The following is a 17,493-nucleotide window of genomic DNA, read 5'->3' as shown; positions in this document are numbered from 1 at the left end:
TATGACCAACCTGTTAAAAGACTTGTTGATTGCTTATAAAATGGGTGTTAAAACATTGTACTATCACAATACCCGGGATGGGGCTGATGATGAAAATGTGATGGATGAAAGCGATGACTGTGCCGGCGGCGCATGTAAGATCTAAGCAATAAGGATCCCGAAAACAGTTCTGCTAACAGAACAGAGCTGTTTTTCGTTTTTAGTAAAATGATTAGCCCGTTTGAGCAAAACGCCTAATAACAATAAAAATTAATATTCTCTATTTATATTTAAAGGTTTACCTGGAGCATTCTATGGCTTATACAACTTTCTCGAAGATCCCCAATGACGCTATAAAAGAACCGATGTTCTTTGGCAATCCGGTTAATGTGGCGCGTTATGACCAGCAACGCTTTGATGTATTTGAAAAGTTAATTGAGAAACAGTTAAGCTTTTTTTGGCGACCGGAAGAGATTGATGTCAGCCGTGACCGTATCGATTTTTTAAATTTACCGGATCATGAACAACATATTTTTATCTCCAACCTGAAATACCAGACGCTTTTAGATTCGATTCAAGGCCGCAGCCCCAATATCGCCCTGTTGCCCATAGTCTCACTGCCGGAGCTTGAAACCTGGATTGAAACCTGGTCATTTTCTGAAACTATCCACAGTCGCAGTTACACTCATATTTTGCGCAATCTGTTTACCGATCCCGGCGAAGTATTTGAAGATATCGTCACCAATACGGAAATTCAAAAACGCGCAACGGATATAGCCGGATATTACGATGAATTGATCCATGCTACGCAGTTTATGCAGCTGCATGGATTGGAACAAACTGCACTTGACTATATTAATCTGCAGGGACAAAGTGAAAAATTAAGCTTACGTTCAATTAAGAAAAAACTGTATCTGTGTATCTGTTCAATTAATGCCCTGGAAGCAATTCGTTTTTATGTTTCTTTTGCCTGTTCATTTGCTTTTGCTGAACGTGATTTATTAGAGGGCAATGCAAAAATCATTAAGCTGATTGCACGTGATGAAGCCCTGCACCTTAATTCAACGCAGCAGATTTTAAACCTCTGGGCCGATGGTAAAGACGATCCGGAAATGGCTGAAATTGCACTGGAATGTTTTGCAGAAGGCCGGGAGATCTTTTTACAGGCAGCACAACAGGAAAAAGACTGGGCAAAATATCTATTTAAAGACGGCTCCATGATTGGTCTTAATGAACAGATATTATCACAATATGTTGAATACATTTCCAATCTGCGTATGCAGGCAATCGGTTATGAACCGGCATTTGAAGTTAAAAGCAATCCAATCCCGTGGATCAATCACTGGTTAGTAAGTGATAATGTCCAGGTTGCTCCGCAGGAAGCGGAAATAAGTTCTTACCTTGTGGGACAAATCAACAGTAAAGTCGACAGTGAAGATCTCAGTACCTTTGAGTTATAAGATTATTTAACGAAATCATTATGTCCAAAAAAATAACCGTTAATGGTATTGACTACCCCCTCGATACTGAAAAAACACTGCTTGAAAATTTGGAAGCGCAAGCCGTTGATCTGGAGTTTCATTGTCGCGATGGTCATTGTGGTGTCTGCCGCTGTATACTGCTCAGCGGCCAACCTGAGTATATTAACTCGCCGATGGCTTATCTTCGCGATGGGGATATATTGATCTGTTGTAGCAAAACAAAAAATGATATAAAACTGGCAACTTATTAGGGCCTGTTTTAACCTTGCCGGTTGATTTTTGTTCGAAATAAAGCCGTTTTAATTGCGCCATGAGGTGTGCCGCTTAATGATTCTAAGTAACTACCTCGCAACAATGAACAAAACACTTTTAACCGCCCCTCCGACAGGGGGGAATTCCTTTTTACTACATCATCGCCTGCTCAAAATATATCCGCTACACAAGCTCCGCCCCGCATAAAACACCAGTAATAATTGAACGAGATCATAAACTGACTTAAAAGCTAATGTGAGTTGTTTCACAAATAGTTAACATCTAAAAAAAATCTATCATTTCCGCCTGATTAGTCTTTATAATGGCTAATAAAAAAATAAAAATGCTCACGGAATGAGTAGACGAATGAATCGTTGTAAAGCCAGTTTATCGGTCACATTTAAGTATTCAGCATCCTGTATGCGTTACATACAATGTCCTGTCGATCATGGAGTTGAATTTAATGGATTATCACACTGTTTAACTTAGCCCCCCTCGCGCTAATATTTACGCTTTTATTCAGCGTAAACAGCTTCGCTCAGGCTGAATTTAATGCAGCCTATGAAGCGGCGCAGGCAGGCAACTACAAGCGTGCAGTATCCCTATGGACAGGATTAGCTCAGCAAGGTGATTCTGCCGCGCAATATACCTTAGGCTGGATGTATGAAAGCGGTCAGGGAGTTGAAAAAAACTATCAGCAGGCAGTCTATTGGTACGAAAAAGCGGCCTCCCAGAACAATGTTTCAGCTCAATATGTTCTTGCTGCTATGTATGACCAGGGCACCGGGATGGTAGAAAATCAGGAAAGCGCTGTTTACTGGTATTTAAAAGCCGCTAATCAGGGTGATGCCGAATCACAATTTCAATTGGCTGTGCATTATCAAAACGGCAAAGGCACAGAGCAAAATGATCAGCAGAGTTTATTGTGGTTTAACAAAGCTGCACAGCAGGGGCACCCGAGCGCTCCGCTCTATTTAGGTAAAATTTATCAATCCGGCCAGGGTGTTAAACAGGATTATCAAACAGCCAGAATGTGGTATGAAAAGGCCGCCTCAAGGGGGAATACTGTCGCAACTTTTCACCTCGCTTATATGTATGAGTTCGGGTTGGGCACCGCTGCAGATAACCAGCGCGCACTGTCGCTCTATTTAACAGCTGCTGATAAAAAATATTCCCCGGCAGCCTATAAAGCGGGAGAGTTTTACGAAGCGGGTAAAGCCGGCGAGATCAACGTTGAACAAGCGATACGATGGTACAAAAGCGCCGCGGGCAGCGGCAATAGCGCAGCGAAGTATAAACTGGGTCAACTCTATCAAAATGGCAGTGGTGTTGAGAAAAACATCCGCATCGCCATTGACTGGTATAACCAGGCTGCGATGCAAAATCATGCCAAAGCCTATTATCAACTCGGTCTTATTTATGAAAAGGGTGAGCAGGGTGTCATCGCAAACAGCAGTAAGGCAATCACTTATTATCAACAATCTTCACAGCTGGGTTATAACTATGCGCATGGGCGGTTAGCTACTTTTTATGAACATGGTGAGGGAGTTTCTGTGGATCTTGAACACGCCATGACGTTATATCAGCAATCACCTGAGCCATGGGCAGCGGCTCGCTATCAGAACCTGTTTAAGCAAAAACTTTGTTTAAAAAATGCAACTACAAAACTATTTTCAGTACCGCTCGCCTGTGCGAATAGATTGATGCTATCCCGGGAAATCAAAAATATGGCGATAACAGCAATTTCTGATAATCCCCGGGACTGGTCGGAGAGTTATTATACCGGCGCCGTTATTCGCGGTACCAGCAAGTTAGAAATAACCTATACACGTGAAAACTATTTCAGCAGTGCGCAATATACTTTTATCGGTAGAGATAATGCGGATTTGATTGTCCGGGTAAAAAATCTGCTGATGGAAAAATATGGCGAGCCGGATACTTACAAGGGAGAAGTACAACAGGGAGAGGCCAGCTTCCAGTGGTTATTAGAAGATGGTATTGAATTGGTCGTAGAGCGTCACTGGCCAGATACCACAACCTTTGTTACTTATTCTCTTCCTGAACATGTTGCATTAGTCAAAGCACAGAAAAAAGAATCGCCAGAGTATACCTACCAACCCGCCAATAAAGATAACGACAGCACAGACAGTAAAATTGACAGTGCATTTTTCTAAGGAAATGTTCCTTTAATGCCACTTTTCAAATGCTTATTAAAAGCAATTAATTTAAAATACAAAAAATTAACGAGAACAACATAGCAATTCACGTGACATTACCTCTCCCTTTTAAATGAGCTTAATATGGATTTTTCTATACTACTTTTTATTGGCACCGCATTTACCTTCGGCATGGTGGTTAACTTCACCAGCTTACCGCCAATGGTCGGTTTTTTATTAGCCGGTTTTGTACTCAATTTTTTCGGTTTTGAATCGACAGAGGATTTAGTTTCGCTGGCCAATTTAGGCGTGACGTTATTACTTTTTTCAATCGGCTTAAAATTGGATATTCGCACCCTTTTTAAGGGGGAAGTTTGGGGCGGCGCGAGTATTCACATTATCGCCAGTATCATTTTTTATACCTTACTTTTATTCACGTTAAAACAGATTGGCCTGAGTTTTTTTAGCGACTTAGGGATCATGGAGGTGATCCTTGTCTCTTTTGCATTAAGTTTTTCAAGTACAGTATTTGCGGTCAAAATCTTAGAGGAAAAAAGTGAAACAAGCTCACTTTATGGCCGGATTGCAATCGGTATTTTGATCATGCAGGATATTTTTGCTGTCCTGTTCCTGACCATTTCGATCGGGAAAATGCCCTCTATCTGGGCATTTACCTTACTCGCCTTACCGCTAATCCGCCCTCTGCTGTTTAAGCTGTTAGATCGCGCAGGTCATGGCGAACTATTGGTATTATACGGTTTCTTTTTAGCTTTAGTTGTAGGTGCCGGTTTATTTAAACTGGTTGGATTGAAGGCAGATTTAGGTGCACTGGTTGCCGGCATGTTACTTGCGAGTCACCCAAGTGCTAAGAATATGGCCAACGCGCTGTTTAATCTGAAAGAGCTGTTTTTAATCTGTTTCTTTTTGAATATCGGTCTGGGCGGATTGCCTAACAGCGGTCATTTAATGGTTGCCGGTATTTTATCCATTTTATTAGCAGGCAAAATTATTCTTTATTTCTTCACCTTAAGTCAGTTTAATTTACGTTCCCGGACTTCTCTGTTTGCTTCATTTTCATTAGCAAATTACAGTGAATTCGGCCTGATTGTCGCCTCCCTTGCCACCTATAAAGGCTGGTTATCCCAAGACTGGCTGATTATTACCGCCATTGCCGTTTCATTCAGCTTTATTATCGCGGCTTTATTGAACAACTATTCCGATCACCTCTACAGACGCTTCAGCCTGCCTTTAAAACGCTTTCAGGCAACACGTCTGCATAAGGACGACCGCCCGGTGCGTGTCGGTGATGCGCAAATATTAGTACTCGGTATGGGCCGTATCGGCACCGGCGCCTACGATGCATTGAAAGCAAGCTATGGAGAAAGCGTGATGGGAATCGACTCTGATCATCAAAAGACCCTATCCCACCGTACTTATGGCAGACGCGTGATAACCGGTGACGCATTAGATTCAGATTTTTGGAATAAACTGCAACTGACCGATAATATTAAACTTATTTTACTGGCCATGCCGGATCATAATGGTAATCGATATGCGGCAGAGCAACTTAGCAAAATTAGCAACTTCGGTTTTAAGGTTGCGGCACTTGCCCATTATCAAAGTGATGCAGCCGATCTGCACGCGCTGGGAGTTGAGCAGGTTTATAATATGTACGAAGAGGCCGGTGCCGGTTTTGCCAGCCATGTCTGCGCTAACCTACCGTTAACATTCAGTAAAAATAACTATATGCAGGACTGGTAATCGCTATTTTAAGCGAATCACTATTAATTTATAATTTATTACACGGATTTAGTGTGACTTTTATTGATTATTCTGCAAAAATCCTCTACCAACTTGTTCTTTTTTTTGTTTTGTTAAAGCAAACGGAAAAGCATCAATAACTTAACAATCGAAATCTTGTAAAGATTCGCTTTAAAATAAAAGGTAACGTTATGTGTTCTATTTTTGGTGTACTTGACATTAAAAGCGATCCGGTCGCTTTACGCCAACAAGCTATTGAAATGTCCAAACTGCTTCGTCATCGTGGCCCTGACTGGTCAGGTGTTTACTCCTCCGATAAAGCAATATTGGTTCATGAGCGTCTTTCAATCGTGGATGTTAATACCGGCGCGCAACCTCTGTATAATCAAAATAATACACATATCCTTGCAGTAAATGGTGAAATTTATAACCATAAAGATCTTGAAGCTGAATTAACCTGTGGTTACCAGTTCAAAACAAAATCTGACTGTGAAATTATTCTTGGTTTATATGAAGAAAAAGGTAATGCCTTTTTAGATGACTTAAATGGCATTTTTGCATTTATTTTATACGATGCAGAAAAAGATAAATACCTGATTGGCCGTGACCATATCGGTATCATCCCGCTGTATATGGGTTGGGATGAACACGGCAACTTCTACGTCGCTTCTGAAATGAAAGCATTGACGCCTGTCTGTACCCGCGTACAGGAGTTCCCGGCTGGTCACTATCTGGACAGCGAAATTGGTGAGCTGACTAAATATTACGTGCGTGACTGGATGCAGTATGATGCGGTTAAAGACAATGGCGGCAGCGCCGCTGAAATTGGTCACGCACTTGAAGCTGCCGTTAAACGTCAATTAATGTGTGATGTACCATACGGCGTATTACTATCCGGCGGTTTAGACTCTTCAGTTATCTCGGCAATCACGCAAAAGTTTGCTAAACAGCGTGTTGAAGATGACGATCAATCCGGCGCCTGGTGGCCTCAACTGCACTCTTTCTCAGTGGGTCTGGAAGGCTCGCCGGACTTAGCTGCGGCAGAGAAAGTAGCAAAAGAGTTAGGTACAGTGCACCACCCTATCCACTTTACCGTGCAAAATGGTATTGATGCTCTGCGTGAAGTGATATATCACATTGAGACCTATGATGTGACGACTATCCGTGCATCTACGCCAATGTACTTAATGGCACGTAAAATTAAAGCTATGGGTATCAAAATGGTACTTTCAGGTGAAGGCGCTGATGAGATATTCGGTGGTTATTTATATTTCCACAAAGCACCAAACGCGAAAGAGTTCCATGAAGAGCTAAACCGTAAGTTAGAAAAACTGCATATGTTTGACTGTTTACGAGCGAATAAATCCATGGCTGCATGGGGCGTAGAAGCACGCGTACCTTTCCTGGATAAAGAGTTTTTAGATGTGGCAATGCGCACTAATCCAGAACTTAAAATGATCAAAGATGGCAGAATAGAAAAAAATATTCTTCGTGAAGCCTTTGATGGTCAACTGCTTGAGGAAGTTTTATGGCGTCAAAAAGAGCAGTTCTCCGATGGCGTTGGTTATAGCTGGATTGATACATTAAAAGAGTTTGTGGAAACCCAAGTAACCGATCAGCAGCTGGCTAATGCACAATTTAAATACCCGATTAATACACCGGATACTAAAGAAGCTTACTTCTACCGCTCTATTTTTGAAAGCCACTTCCCGCTAGACAGTGCGGCTGAGTGCGTGCCTCATGGTAAATCAGTTGCTTGTTCAACGGTTGAAGCATTAGCCTGGGATGCAAGTTTCCAAAATAACGCAGATCCTTCCGGTCGTGCTGCAGGCATTCATAACGATGCGTACAAAAGCAAAACCGCATAAGTAAACGCTTAGTTAACTTTATATAAAGCGTTCCTCGGAACGCTTTTTTTTTATAAGTAGAATAAAATGCTTAAAGAAAATCAGCAACTCTGTCCCTGTAACAGTGGAAAAACATACAACTTATGTTGTTTTCCTTTGCATATAAAAGCAGATAAACCAGAAAGCTGCGAGCAGTTAATGCGCTCCCGCTTTAGTGCTTTCGTTTATCAACTGGGTGATTATTTATATGATACTTACCATCCCGACTACAGGGGCAGTTTAACTGCAGAAGTATTAAGTGAAAAAACCGCTGATTGGAAAAACCTGCAGATTATAGATACAAACAGTGCCGAGCATTCAGGTTATGTAGAATTTAAAGCCTGGTTTTTAGAGCAGGGGCATCTTGCCTGCCATCATGAGCGCTCTAATTTCGTCAAACAAGATAATCAATGGCTTTATTGTGATGGACTTCTGTATCCTGAACAAAAATCAGGTAAGATAAAGCGCAATGCTCCCTGCCCCTGCGGCAGCGGTAAAAAATACAAACAATGCTGTGCTAAATAACGCACAGTATGAGCACAATCAATAAGAGATAAAAATGGAAAAGAAAACACTGCTGACCGATTGCCCAGATAGCAAAGGTCTAATTGCTCAAATTACCAATATCTGTCAAAAACATCAGCTTAATATTATTAAAAACAATGAATTTGTAGACCATCAGCACGGCCGTTTCTTTATGCGCACTGAAATTGAGGGCTATTTCAACGATCAGACGCTGCTGGCCGATTTAGACTTCAGCCTGCCCAAAGGTTCCAGACGCTCCCTGATATCAGCGCAGAAAAAACGTATCGTTATTCTGGTCACCAAAGAGGCGCATTGCATCGGTGATATCTTAATGAAAAGCACCTATGGCGGGATTGATGTTGAAATTGCTGCGGTTATTGGCAATTACGATTCCCTGGAAGATTTGGTCAGCAAATTTAATATTCCTTTCCATACCGTCAGCCATGAGGGATTAAGCCGTGAAGAGCATGAGCAGAAGGTATTAGAAGCAATTGCCCCCTACACCCCGGATTATGTTATTTTGGCTAAATATATGCGTATCTTAACGCCAAAATTTGTTGAAGCTTATGAAAATAAACTGATCAACATTCACCACTCCTTCCTGCCGGCCTTTATTGGTGCCAAGCCTTACCAGCAGGCATTTGATCGCGGTGTGAAAATTATCGGCGCCACGGCACACTTTGTTAATAATGATCTCGATGAAGGTCCTATTATTACTCAGGATGTCACCCATATTGATCACGCTTACAGTGCAGAAGATTTGGCAAAAGCCGGCCGGGATGTGGAAAAATCAGTATTAAGCCGGGCATTAAGTCAGGTGCTGGATGACAAAGTGTTTGTTTATGCAAACCGCACAGTTGTTTTCCAATAAAAAACGCCCGGCATCAGGGCGCTATCATCATCCGGTAAAAATAACAGAAGGAAATCAAAATGAAAAAATTGTTACCTGTTTTAACTCTGGCTGCCGCGTTTGTCTCTCCAACGCTGCAGGCAAATGAGACGCCTTTTATGTTTTCAACCATCGATGGTTTTAATACGCCCAACGCAACCAGTGTCCGCGGAGTACGAGTTGCTGTCTTACACGGTAGGGTTCAGCAGTTAACCGGTGTTGACATCGCCGCTTTCGGACTCTCTGAAACCAATAAAACAACCGGTGTGAATTTAAATTTTTTTGGTGCCCATAAAGTCAGTAAATCAATGACCGGCGCCTCTTTAGGGATTATCAACTGGCAAACCGGTCAAACTCTGGGGGCAAACATCGGCGCAATCAACCTAACCAATAACGTGCACGGCGCAAATATCAGTTTTGTTAATTATTCAACCGGTAATACCCTGGTTGATATAGGCGCGGCAAGTATTTCAAAGCGCTCAAGGGTACAAGTTGGATTTTTCAATAAAACTGAAAAAATTGACGGTGTACAGGTTGGCCTGCTCAATTGTGCCGATAACGGTTTTTTCAAATGTTTCCCATTGCTGAACTGGGCCAGGTAATAACTTCGCGGTTAGTTTATCTAGCCGCTTATTATTCAAACACTTTCAGTTATTTATTATACAAAACAAAAATATTCTGCAACAAGCTGATTTTATTTACTGTTTTTTTAATATTAAGGCTTCACAAACAGAAAATTTCTGCTATTATCCTCCGCGAAATGAAGGAGGGGTTCCCGAGCGGCCAAAGGGAGCAGATTGTAAATCTGCCGCGAAAGCTTCGATGGTTCGAATCCGTCCCCCTCCACCATTTCAACTACCTGCATCAACTCAGCAATACTTCCCGGCATTACTTACCATTGTAAAATAATATTCAGCTTAACTTTTTTAAGCACATTGAACGTATCTTATCTATTTTACCACTTATATCACTCATAATAATAAAGAGATCCATCCTCACCGTTGATCCATATCTTGAAGCGAATTAAATAACCTCAGCTCTGGATAAGCGACATCTCCTCAAGACCGTTCTTTTCGCCCCTTTCTGCGTTAAGTTTGCTTGTAATAGCCGGCTATTACTTCACAAACTTGCCTTGAAAGGAACGAAAATTCCGGCATTGAGCTTTACCTGAGTCAAAAAAGATAACTTCATCTATTATAATGCCCACTATCCAGAGTTGAGGTTAAATAAAAAAAGCCCAACATGCTGACCATGATGAGCTTTTTGCAAGAGTGGCAAAGAAGGCTGTTACCCCTTTAATTCGGCCAGCTTCAGTTTGACCCTTTTTTCTGAAACCGGATAAGGCGTGCCCAACTGCTGGGCAAAGAAAGAAACCCTTAACTCCTCCATCATCCAGTATATTTCTGCTAATTGCTCATTATCATTTTCACTCGCCATCATGGTTTTACACAGTGCATGGTAGCGGCTTTCCAACTCATTCAGCGCAATGGTATGGAGACGATCCTGAGTCGGGTTAATCGGCAGTTTTTCCAGACGCTTTTCCAATGCGCTTAAATAACGTTTCAGGTCAGGCAGTTTAGCTTCTCCAACCTGACTGGCAAAACCGGGGAAAATAAGGCGGTTTAACTGCGATTTAATATCCCCCTGTGCCACCAGCATGGTTAAATCAACTTTACCCTTCAGCTTCTTATTAACCGCGTAAGCAAGGGTTAATATCTCCTCGACCTGCTGGGTAATTTGCAACGTTCTTTCAGCCAATTCTGCGCGCACCATCTCTTTCTGCGCTTCAAATTCCACTTCTGTTTGCGCCCGTTTCTGATCTTTTAAAATCGCATCAACGGCGCAGGCGATACAATCATCAATTAAATCTTTGACCTGTCCGAAGGGATTAAAATAAAGCCCCAGTTTGGCTTTATTGGGCAGACTTTGCTGTAAATATTTAATCGGTGACGGTACATTTAATAATACCAGACGGCGCAGACCGGCCTGATTAATACGTGCCGCCTTTTGCTCACTGTCAAACAGCTCAATGGCGACACTTTTATTTTTATCCACCAGCGCGGGAAACGCTTTTACTTTATAGCCCCCATGATCTTTACTGAAGGAGGTCGGCAGCTCACCAAAACTCCATTGGGTAAGCTGGCTTTTTTCAATCCCCTGTTTAGAAACCTTAGACAGAGTATTTTTTACCTGCCCTTTTAACTGATGCTGTAAGACCTTTAAATCCTTACCGATAGCGACGCTTTTGCCCTGCTCATTAAGCACATTAAACTTGATTCTTAAATGCTCCGGTAAGGCGTTTACATCCCAGGCATCTTCAGGAAGCCGCACCCCGGTCATGCGCAGCAGTTGTTTTTCAAAGGCTTCCAATAATGAGGTTTTCAAAGGCTGCATGGCCGACAATGCCGCCTGCGCATAATTCGGTGCAGGCACAAAGTTACGCCGTAGCGCTTTCGGCAGTGTTTTAATATAGGCAATCAATAACTCTTCGCGCAATGCCGGTATCTGCCAGTCAAAACCGCCCTCTTTTACCTGATTTAACAGTGCCAGCGGAATGTCCACGGTAACACCGTCCTGCGCGGTGCCGGGTTCAAAAGCATAACTTAAGCGCAGTTTAAAATGGCCCTGCTGCCAAAAATCCGGGTAGGCTTTGCCGGTGACGTTTTCCGCATCATGGGCCATCACCAGGCTGCGCTGATAATTTAATAAGTCGGGCTGTTTTTTCTTCTCTTTATTCCACCAGCTGTCAAACTGTTTGCCACTGGCAACATTTGCAGGGATATGCTGATCATAAAAATAATATAAGGTTTCATCATCCACCAGAATATCGCGGCGGCGTGACTTATGCTCCAGCTCTTCGATATCCTCCAGCAGCGCCTGATTATCTTTGAAGAACTGATGACGGGTAATAAATTCCCCTTCCACCAGTGCATGGCGGATAAACAGCTCACGGCATAACACCGAATCAATCTGGGTATAGGTGACTTTACGCTGACTGACAATAGGCACTCCGTATAGGGTTTGTTTTTCGTATGCGGCAACCGTCCCCATCTTCTTCTGCCAGTGCGGCTCACTATAACTGCGTTTAATTAAATGCTGCGCCTGATTTTCAATCCATTCAGGGTTAATACGGGCAGCAGTCCGGCCGAACAGTTTCGCGGTTTCCACCAATTCCGCCACCATTGTCCATTTGGGCTGTTTTTTAAACAGCCCGGATCCTGGAAACAGATAAAATTTACTGTTGCGTGCGCCCAGATATTCGGCCTCTTTGTCTTTAAAACCGATATGCGACAGTAAGCCCGCCAATAAAGCCTGATGGATAGCATCAAAGTTTGACGGCTGGCTATTGATTTTTATGCCTAATTCGTCAATCACCTGGTTGATTTGCGCATAAATATCCTGCCATTCACGGACCCGCATATAGGCTAAAAACTCTTTTTGACACATTTTCCGGAAGTGGCTACTGGAAAGCTCATCACGCTGCTCTTTGAGGTAATCCCAAAGGTTCACAAAAGCCATAAAATCAGAATCTTTATCAAAAAACCGCCGGTGCTTTTCATCGGAAGCCTGCTGCTTATCCAGCGGACGCTCACGCGGATCCTGAATACTTAACGCGGCGCTGATCACCATTACCTCATGAACACAGCCAAACTCCTGCGCGGCCAAAATCATTCTGGCCAAACGCGGATCAACAGGCAGTTTGGCTAACTGTCTGCCTAAAGGGGTGAGTTTTTTACGCGGATTTTTAGCGCTGAGATCCACCGCACCCAACTCTTCCAGCAGGGCCAATCCATCCTTAATATTACGATCTTCAGGCGGCTGCACAAAAGGGAACTGGTTGAGTTCACCTAAACCTAAAGAGAGCATCTGCAGAATAACCGATGAGAGGTTGGTACGCAGTATTTCCGGATCGGTAAATTCCGGACGGGAAAGAAAATCATCTTCACCATACAAGCGGATACACACCCCTTCACTGACCCGTCCACAGCGCCCCTTACGCTGATTAGCGCTTGCCTGGGAAATAGGTTCAATGGGTAAACGCTGCACTTTAGTGCGGTAACTGTAACGGCTGATCCGCACCGTACCGGTATCAATCACATACTTGATTCCGGGAATGGTCAGCGAGGTTTCGGCCACGTTGGTCGCCAGAACAATACGCTGACCACGATGCGACTGGAAAATACGATTTTGCTCAGCAACACTTAAACGGGCAAACAGAGGCAACACTTCGGTATCACGCAGCTTACGCCGATTTAGCGCATCTGCAGTATCACGTATTTCACGCTCACCGTTCATAAAGATCAAAATATCGCCACGGCCTAACCGCTGCAGCTCATCGACGGCATTAAAAATACCTTCAATCTGATCCCCGCCCGCATATTCATCCAGCGGACGGTACAGCGTTTCCACCGGAAAGGTTCGCCCCGATACCTCAATAATTGGCGCATCTTTGCCATTAATAGCAAAGTGTTTGGAAAAACGTTCCGGATCAATGGTCGCAGAAGTAATAATGACTTTGAGATCCGGGCGACGCGGCAGCAGACGTTTCAGATAGCCTAATAAAAAGTCGATATTGAGGCTGCGCTCATGGGCTTCATCGATAATAATGGTGTCGTATTGACTTAAAAAACGATCGTTTTGGATTTCTGCTAATAAAATACCATCGGTCATTAATTTAATATAAGACTGAGGGCTTACTTTGTCGGTAAAGCGCACCCGATAACCGACAGTTTCTCCGACAGTTGAATCCAGCTCTTCAGCAATACGGTTGGCAACGGTGCGCGCTGCCAGACGTCTTGGCTGGGTATGACCGATTAAACCGCTGACGCCGCGGCCCAACTCCAGACAAATTTTAGGGATCTGCGTGGTTTTACCTGAGCCCGTTTCACCGGCAATAATCACCACCTGATTATCTCTAATCGCCGCCAAAATATCGTCTTTTTTCTGGCTGACCGGCAGGCTTTCCGGGTAACTCACCGTGGGCAGGTTAAGCAGACGTAACTTTCGTGCATCAATGGATGTTTGAATATCACAGGCTATTTTTGTCAGGGCGAGTTCTACTTTTTCGGTGTTTTTTTGTTTCAATACGGTGTCGATACGCCGCGAAAGCGGAAATTGATCCTGATATAAAGCCTGGGAGAGGTGTTTTTTTAAAGTAGAAGCAGAAATGGTCAAAACGAATACCTAACAAGAATCAAAAAACAGATCCTAGCAAGGCGCATGCAAAAAATACAGAAGTGCTTGAGCTTAAATGCAGGCAAGCATACTCCGGCCGGTAACTACATCTTCGAACTGCGGGCTGACGGCTGAAAATACTGATATTTAAAAAGGGTAACAATAAATGATATAAGATTTATCACAAAAAAAGCATAATGGATAAAAAATTCTGTTCAAATTAACATTTTTTTTGGCATAGAGTTTTTATCCTTCCTATACTCGATTGAGGGCGATGACCCGGTCAAGGTAATTAGCATTGACCAAAGAATCACAGCTCGATGCGCAGGAAATGGACAAGATACGTGCTGAAGCTCTTCTCGATAAGACGTGACATCCACTACGACAGGGGCACTAAGCCGTCAACAGTAGACTTCCCTGCACACCAATGAGCAGATGATCATCTCTTTCGGACAAGCCACTGGGAAGGTTGCAATTGACACGTGAGGAGAAACGGATCCCGAAGACCATGGATTCTTTGCGGGAGGAAGCCCTGAAGATCGCCTCGAAGCGGTTAAAGCCTTTCGACATTAATTGCATGGCAGGTCATGGCTTGCCATGCATCGGTAGTAGTACCTGTAACTAACTAAGGAAAATATGACATGAAATCTGCGTACTTTAGATCACTTATCCTGACGAGGGGGGCACAATCATGAAGCTATCCCGAACACAAATTAATACGGTTGTGATTGCGGCGATGGTTACCAGCTTCACCTCGCCGGTTTTTGCGGTGGATAACCTGACCAATCTACTGACGGTTGACGCCAAGAACTTCAGTCGGCCAACTATCATCGACAACAAATATATGCCGCTCAAACCTGGTTCGTATGCGGAGTATGACGGTTGGACGATAAACGACGAAGACGAGAAGATACCGCATAAGGTCATTAAAATCGTCACTGATCTCGTTAAAACAGTCAATGGAATTGAGACTGTCGTTTCCTGGGACCGCGATATCGTGGATGGCAAGCTTGAGGAGTCCGAACTGTACTTTCGCGCGCAGGACGATGAAGGCAATGTTTGGCATTTTGGCGAGGTCAAGGAAGTTTATGATGAGGATGGAAAACTGGTCGGCGCTAAAACTTGGCTGGATGGATTCCTGGGTGCCAAGTCTGGCATCATCATGCCGGGGAAACCAGCCGTAGGCGCACCAAGCATTTCGCAGGGCTTCGCTGCGGGGGTATATAACTGGGACGACCGAGGTCAGGTGCGGAGCGCGGGCGAAACGGTGACGATTCCGGCGGGCACGTTTAAGGACGTAATCGTGATTGAAGAATGGTCCAGTCCTGAGCTGGAAATGGGCGCGATCCAGCTGAAATACTACGCCCCGGGTATCGGCTACATAAAGGTGGGCTTTGAGGGCGATGACCCGGTCAAGGAAACTTTAACTTTGACCAAAGAAACGCAGCTCAATGCGCAGGAAATGGACAAGGCACGCGCTGAAGCTCTACTGGTTGAGGAGCGCTCCTACTACTACGGTCGGGACACCAAGCCGCCACTGCGCCGGCAACAGTAGACTTCCCCACATTCTGTTCAGAGTCGCCTGCTCCTTGATTTTGCGTTCATATGCAGCATCTTGAGCCAGCGACTTATCTCTCTTGCCCATATCCAGCGCAGCACCGGCTATCAATATGGGGTCATCTCCGCTCCGGGCTACTGCAAATAAGCTAATCAATTCCCAGATATTTATGCATTTGCACTGATAAACGCCAGTTACGTTCAATACACACTTTACTGCATAAGGCTGTCGCTCTGGCCTTTTGCGAAATCGGCTGCAGACAGATAGTTTTACCGTCCACGGATTTAATCTGTGCCAGTAATGCATCCAGCTGTTCAATATCTTTTTCTGTCGCAACGGGATGTTTGATCTCATCAGCACGCTCTAAAGCAGACTGTAAAACGACTTTACCGCCACGCATATTCACCTTGGGAGAGAGTGTCACCCAGGTTGTCGGTGCAACTAACACCGGATAAGTGCCGCTGGTTTCAACTTGAGTTTTAAATCCAAATTCGTGCAGAACCTGAGTTAATTCACGCAGATCCACCATACAGGGTTCGCCGCCGGTGATCACCACTAGATTAGCGCTGTATCCCAAACGTTTAATTTCAGCAATAATCTCCTGCGCAGTGACATTTGCCCAGCGTTCTGATTCATTGGAACGATCCGTTAATAAAATTAAATCACTCTGTTTATCCGCTTTGATCTCCCAGGTATGCTTTGTATCACACCATGCGCAACCCACATCGCAGCCTTGTAAGCGTAAAAAAATAGCGGGGACTCCGGTATAAAAACCTTCTCCCTGGATCGTTTGAAATAGCTCATTTACTTTATAGTTTTGCTGCATTGCTTTATTATACCCGGTTGCGAATAGGATCTAGGGTCCGTTTTATATGTGAATCAATCAGGAAAAACAAGTCTTATGAGTAAAAAGGTCGTAGTCATCTATTCCGGCGGAATGGACTCTTTCACTGTATTACACAAAGCGCTGCAGCAAGGTTTAACCCCTTATGCGCTCACTTTTGATTATGGACAACGCCATATCAAAGAGATTGAAGTGGCACGTCAGGTCTGCCGGGAGTTAGGTGTCCATCATAAAGTGATTGATATTTCAGCAATTAATCAGTTAATTGGTGGCTCATCACTAACCGACAACAGTATTGATGTCGCACTGGGTCACTATCAGCAGGAAAACATGAAATCCACCGTTGTCCCCAACCGTAATATGATTTTATTGTCGCTGGCGATTGGTTATGCGGTTTCACTGGGTGCCGAGCAAGTTTATTACGGAGCCCATTCCGGTGACCATGAAATTTACCCGGACTGCCGCCCTATTTTTGTGGAAAAAATGAATGAAGTGGCGGCCGTAGCGAATTATGAAAAAGTAGAAATATTTTCTCCCTACTTAAACAGCGATAAAATCGGTATTTTAAAAGACGGTTTAGCAATGGGGCTTGATTACAGTAAAACCTGGACCTGTTATAACGGCCGGGAAAAAGCCTGCGGCCAATGTGGTTCATGCAATGAACGCCTTGAAGCTTTTGCAGCAAACGGGGTAACGGACCCTATTCCATACGAAGATTAATAATAATAATCTGAGTAAATATCTAATCAACTTTTATGGTTGAATTTCAGGCGATAATCACGCAGGTGGTTATCGCTTTTTTATACTGATCAGATAAAAGTTCTGCTCCCCCGCCACAAAAACACACTAATAATCAATTTTTTTGCTGCGCATACTTTTGGTTTTTCCGTGCTGTGTTTTTTTATCCATACGGCGTTGTTGTGATCCCTTGGTTGCTTTGGTTGCACGACGCACTTTTTGCACCGCCACCGCAGACAATATTAACTC

The 17,493-nt window shown here is 43.7% G+C and carries 12 protein-coding genes and 1 tRNA gene; 11 read left to right on the top strand and 2 right to left on the bottom strand.

The annotated features are described in order from the left end of the window. The first annotated feature begins 293 nt into the window (after nucleotides 1-293). The 9 genes from nrdB (at nucleotide 294) to ABZA00_RS11105 (ending at nucleotide 9,778) form a co-directional block, all read left to right on the top strand. A complete protein-coding gene (gene nrdB, locus ABZA00_RS11145; RefSeq protein ID WP_372882243.1) occupies nucleotides 294-1,439 on the top strand; it encodes a class Ia ribonucleoside-diphosphate reductase subunit beta in 1,146 nt (381 codons plus the stop codon). Nucleotides 1,440-1,459: 20 nt separating this feature from the next. Next, on the top strand, nucleotides 1,460-1,711 hold the full coding sequence (yfaE, locus tag ABZA00_RS11140; RefSeq protein ID WP_372882242.1) for a class I ribonucleotide reductase maintenance protein YfaE: 252 nt from the start codon (nucleotides 1,460-1,462) through the stop codon (nucleotides 1,709-1,711). A gap of 468 nt (nucleotides 1,712-2,179) precedes the next feature. Then, on the top strand, nucleotides 2,180-3,886 hold the full coding sequence (locus ABZA00_RS11135) for a tetratricopeptide repeat protein (protein ID WP_372882244.1): 1,707 nt from the start codon (nucleotides 2,180-2,182) through the stop codon (nucleotides 3,884-3,886). 126 nt (nucleotides 3,887-4,012) lie between these two features. After that, nucleotides 4,013-5,629, top strand: a complete 1,617-nt coding sequence (locus ABZA00_RS11130) for a cation:proton antiporter (protein WP_372882241.1) — start codon at nucleotides 4,013-4,015, stop codon at nucleotides 5,627-5,629. A gap of 191 nt (nucleotides 5,630-5,820) precedes the next feature. Further along, nucleotides 5,821-7,497 carry an asparagine synthase B gene (asnB, locus tag ABZA00_RS11125; RefSeq protein ID WP_372882240.1) on the top strand — a complete coding sequence of 559 codons (1,677 nt, stop codon included), beginning with the start codon at nucleotides 5,821-5,823 and terminating at the stop codon, nucleotides 7,495-7,497. 66 nt (nucleotides 7,498-7,563) lie between these two features. After that, complete coding sequence (locus tag ABZA00_RS11120) at nucleotides 7,564-8,040, top strand: YchJ family protein (protein ID WP_372882239.1); 477 nt, start codon at nucleotides 7,564-7,566, stop codon at nucleotides 8,038-8,040. 34 nt (nucleotides 8,041-8,074) lie between these two features. Further along, complete coding sequence (gene purU / locus ABZA00_RS11115) at nucleotides 8,075-8,911, top strand: formyltetrahydrofolate deformylase (RefSeq protein WP_372882238.1); 837 nt, start codon at nucleotides 8,075-8,077, stop codon at nucleotides 8,909-8,911. Nucleotides 8,912-8,970: 59 nt separating this feature from the next. Continuing rightward, nucleotides 8,971-9,531 (top strand): VC2662 family protein, encoded by a 561-nt coding sequence (locus ABZA00_RS11110; protein ID WP_372882237.1) that lies wholly within the window; start codon nucleotides 8,971-8,973, stop codon nucleotides 9,529-9,531. 163 nt (nucleotides 9,532-9,694) lie between these two features. Next, nucleotides 9,695-9,778, top strand: a tRNA-Tyr gene (locus tag ABZA00_RS11105). A gap of 438 nt (nucleotides 9,779-10,216) precedes the next feature. Here the strand turns inward: ABZA00_RS11105 and hrpA are convergent. After that, nucleotides 10,217-14,104, bottom strand: coding sequence for an ATP-dependent RNA helicase HrpA (hrpA, locus tag ABZA00_RS11100; RefSeq protein WP_372882236.1), 3,888 nt, complete (start codon nucleotides 14,102-14,104; stop codon nucleotides 10,217-10,219). A gap of 691 nt (nucleotides 14,105-14,795) precedes the next feature. Here hrpA and ABZA00_RS11095 point away from each other — a divergent pair. Further along, nucleotides 14,796-15,659, top strand: coding sequence for a hypothetical protein (locus ABZA00_RS11095; RefSeq protein ID WP_372882235.1), 864 nt, complete (start codon nucleotides 14,796-14,798; stop codon nucleotides 15,657-15,659). A gap of 151 nt (nucleotides 15,660-15,810) precedes the next feature. On the opposite strand, the gene queE is transcribed toward ABZA00_RS11095, so the two are convergent. Then, nucleotides 15,811-16,488 carry a 7-carboxy-7-deazaguanine synthase QueE gene (gene queE, locus ABZA00_RS11090; protein ID WP_372882234.1) on the bottom strand — a complete coding sequence of 226 codons (678 nt, stop codon included), beginning with the start codon at nucleotides 16,486-16,488 and terminating at the stop codon, nucleotides 15,811-15,813. Nucleotides 16,489-16,563: 75 nt separating this feature from the next. Here queE and queC point away from each other — a divergent pair, with 75 nt between their 5' ends. Next, entirely contained in the window at nucleotides 16,564-17,226 is a 663-nt protein-coding gene (gene queC / locus ABZA00_RS11085) for a 7-cyano-7-deazaguanine synthase QueC (protein WP_372882233.1), read from the top strand. Nucleotides 17,227-17,493 lie beyond the last annotated feature (267 nt).

Origin of the sequence: Psychromonas sp. (assembly GCF_041586535.1) — a bacterium.
In the GTDB taxonomy this organism is placed as follows: Bacteria; Pseudomonadota; Gammaproteobacteria; order Enterobacterales; family Psychromonadaceae; genus Psychromonas.
Note: the sequence above shows the minus strand (reverse complement) of the source record. Positions and strands in the feature narration are given on the sequence as shown.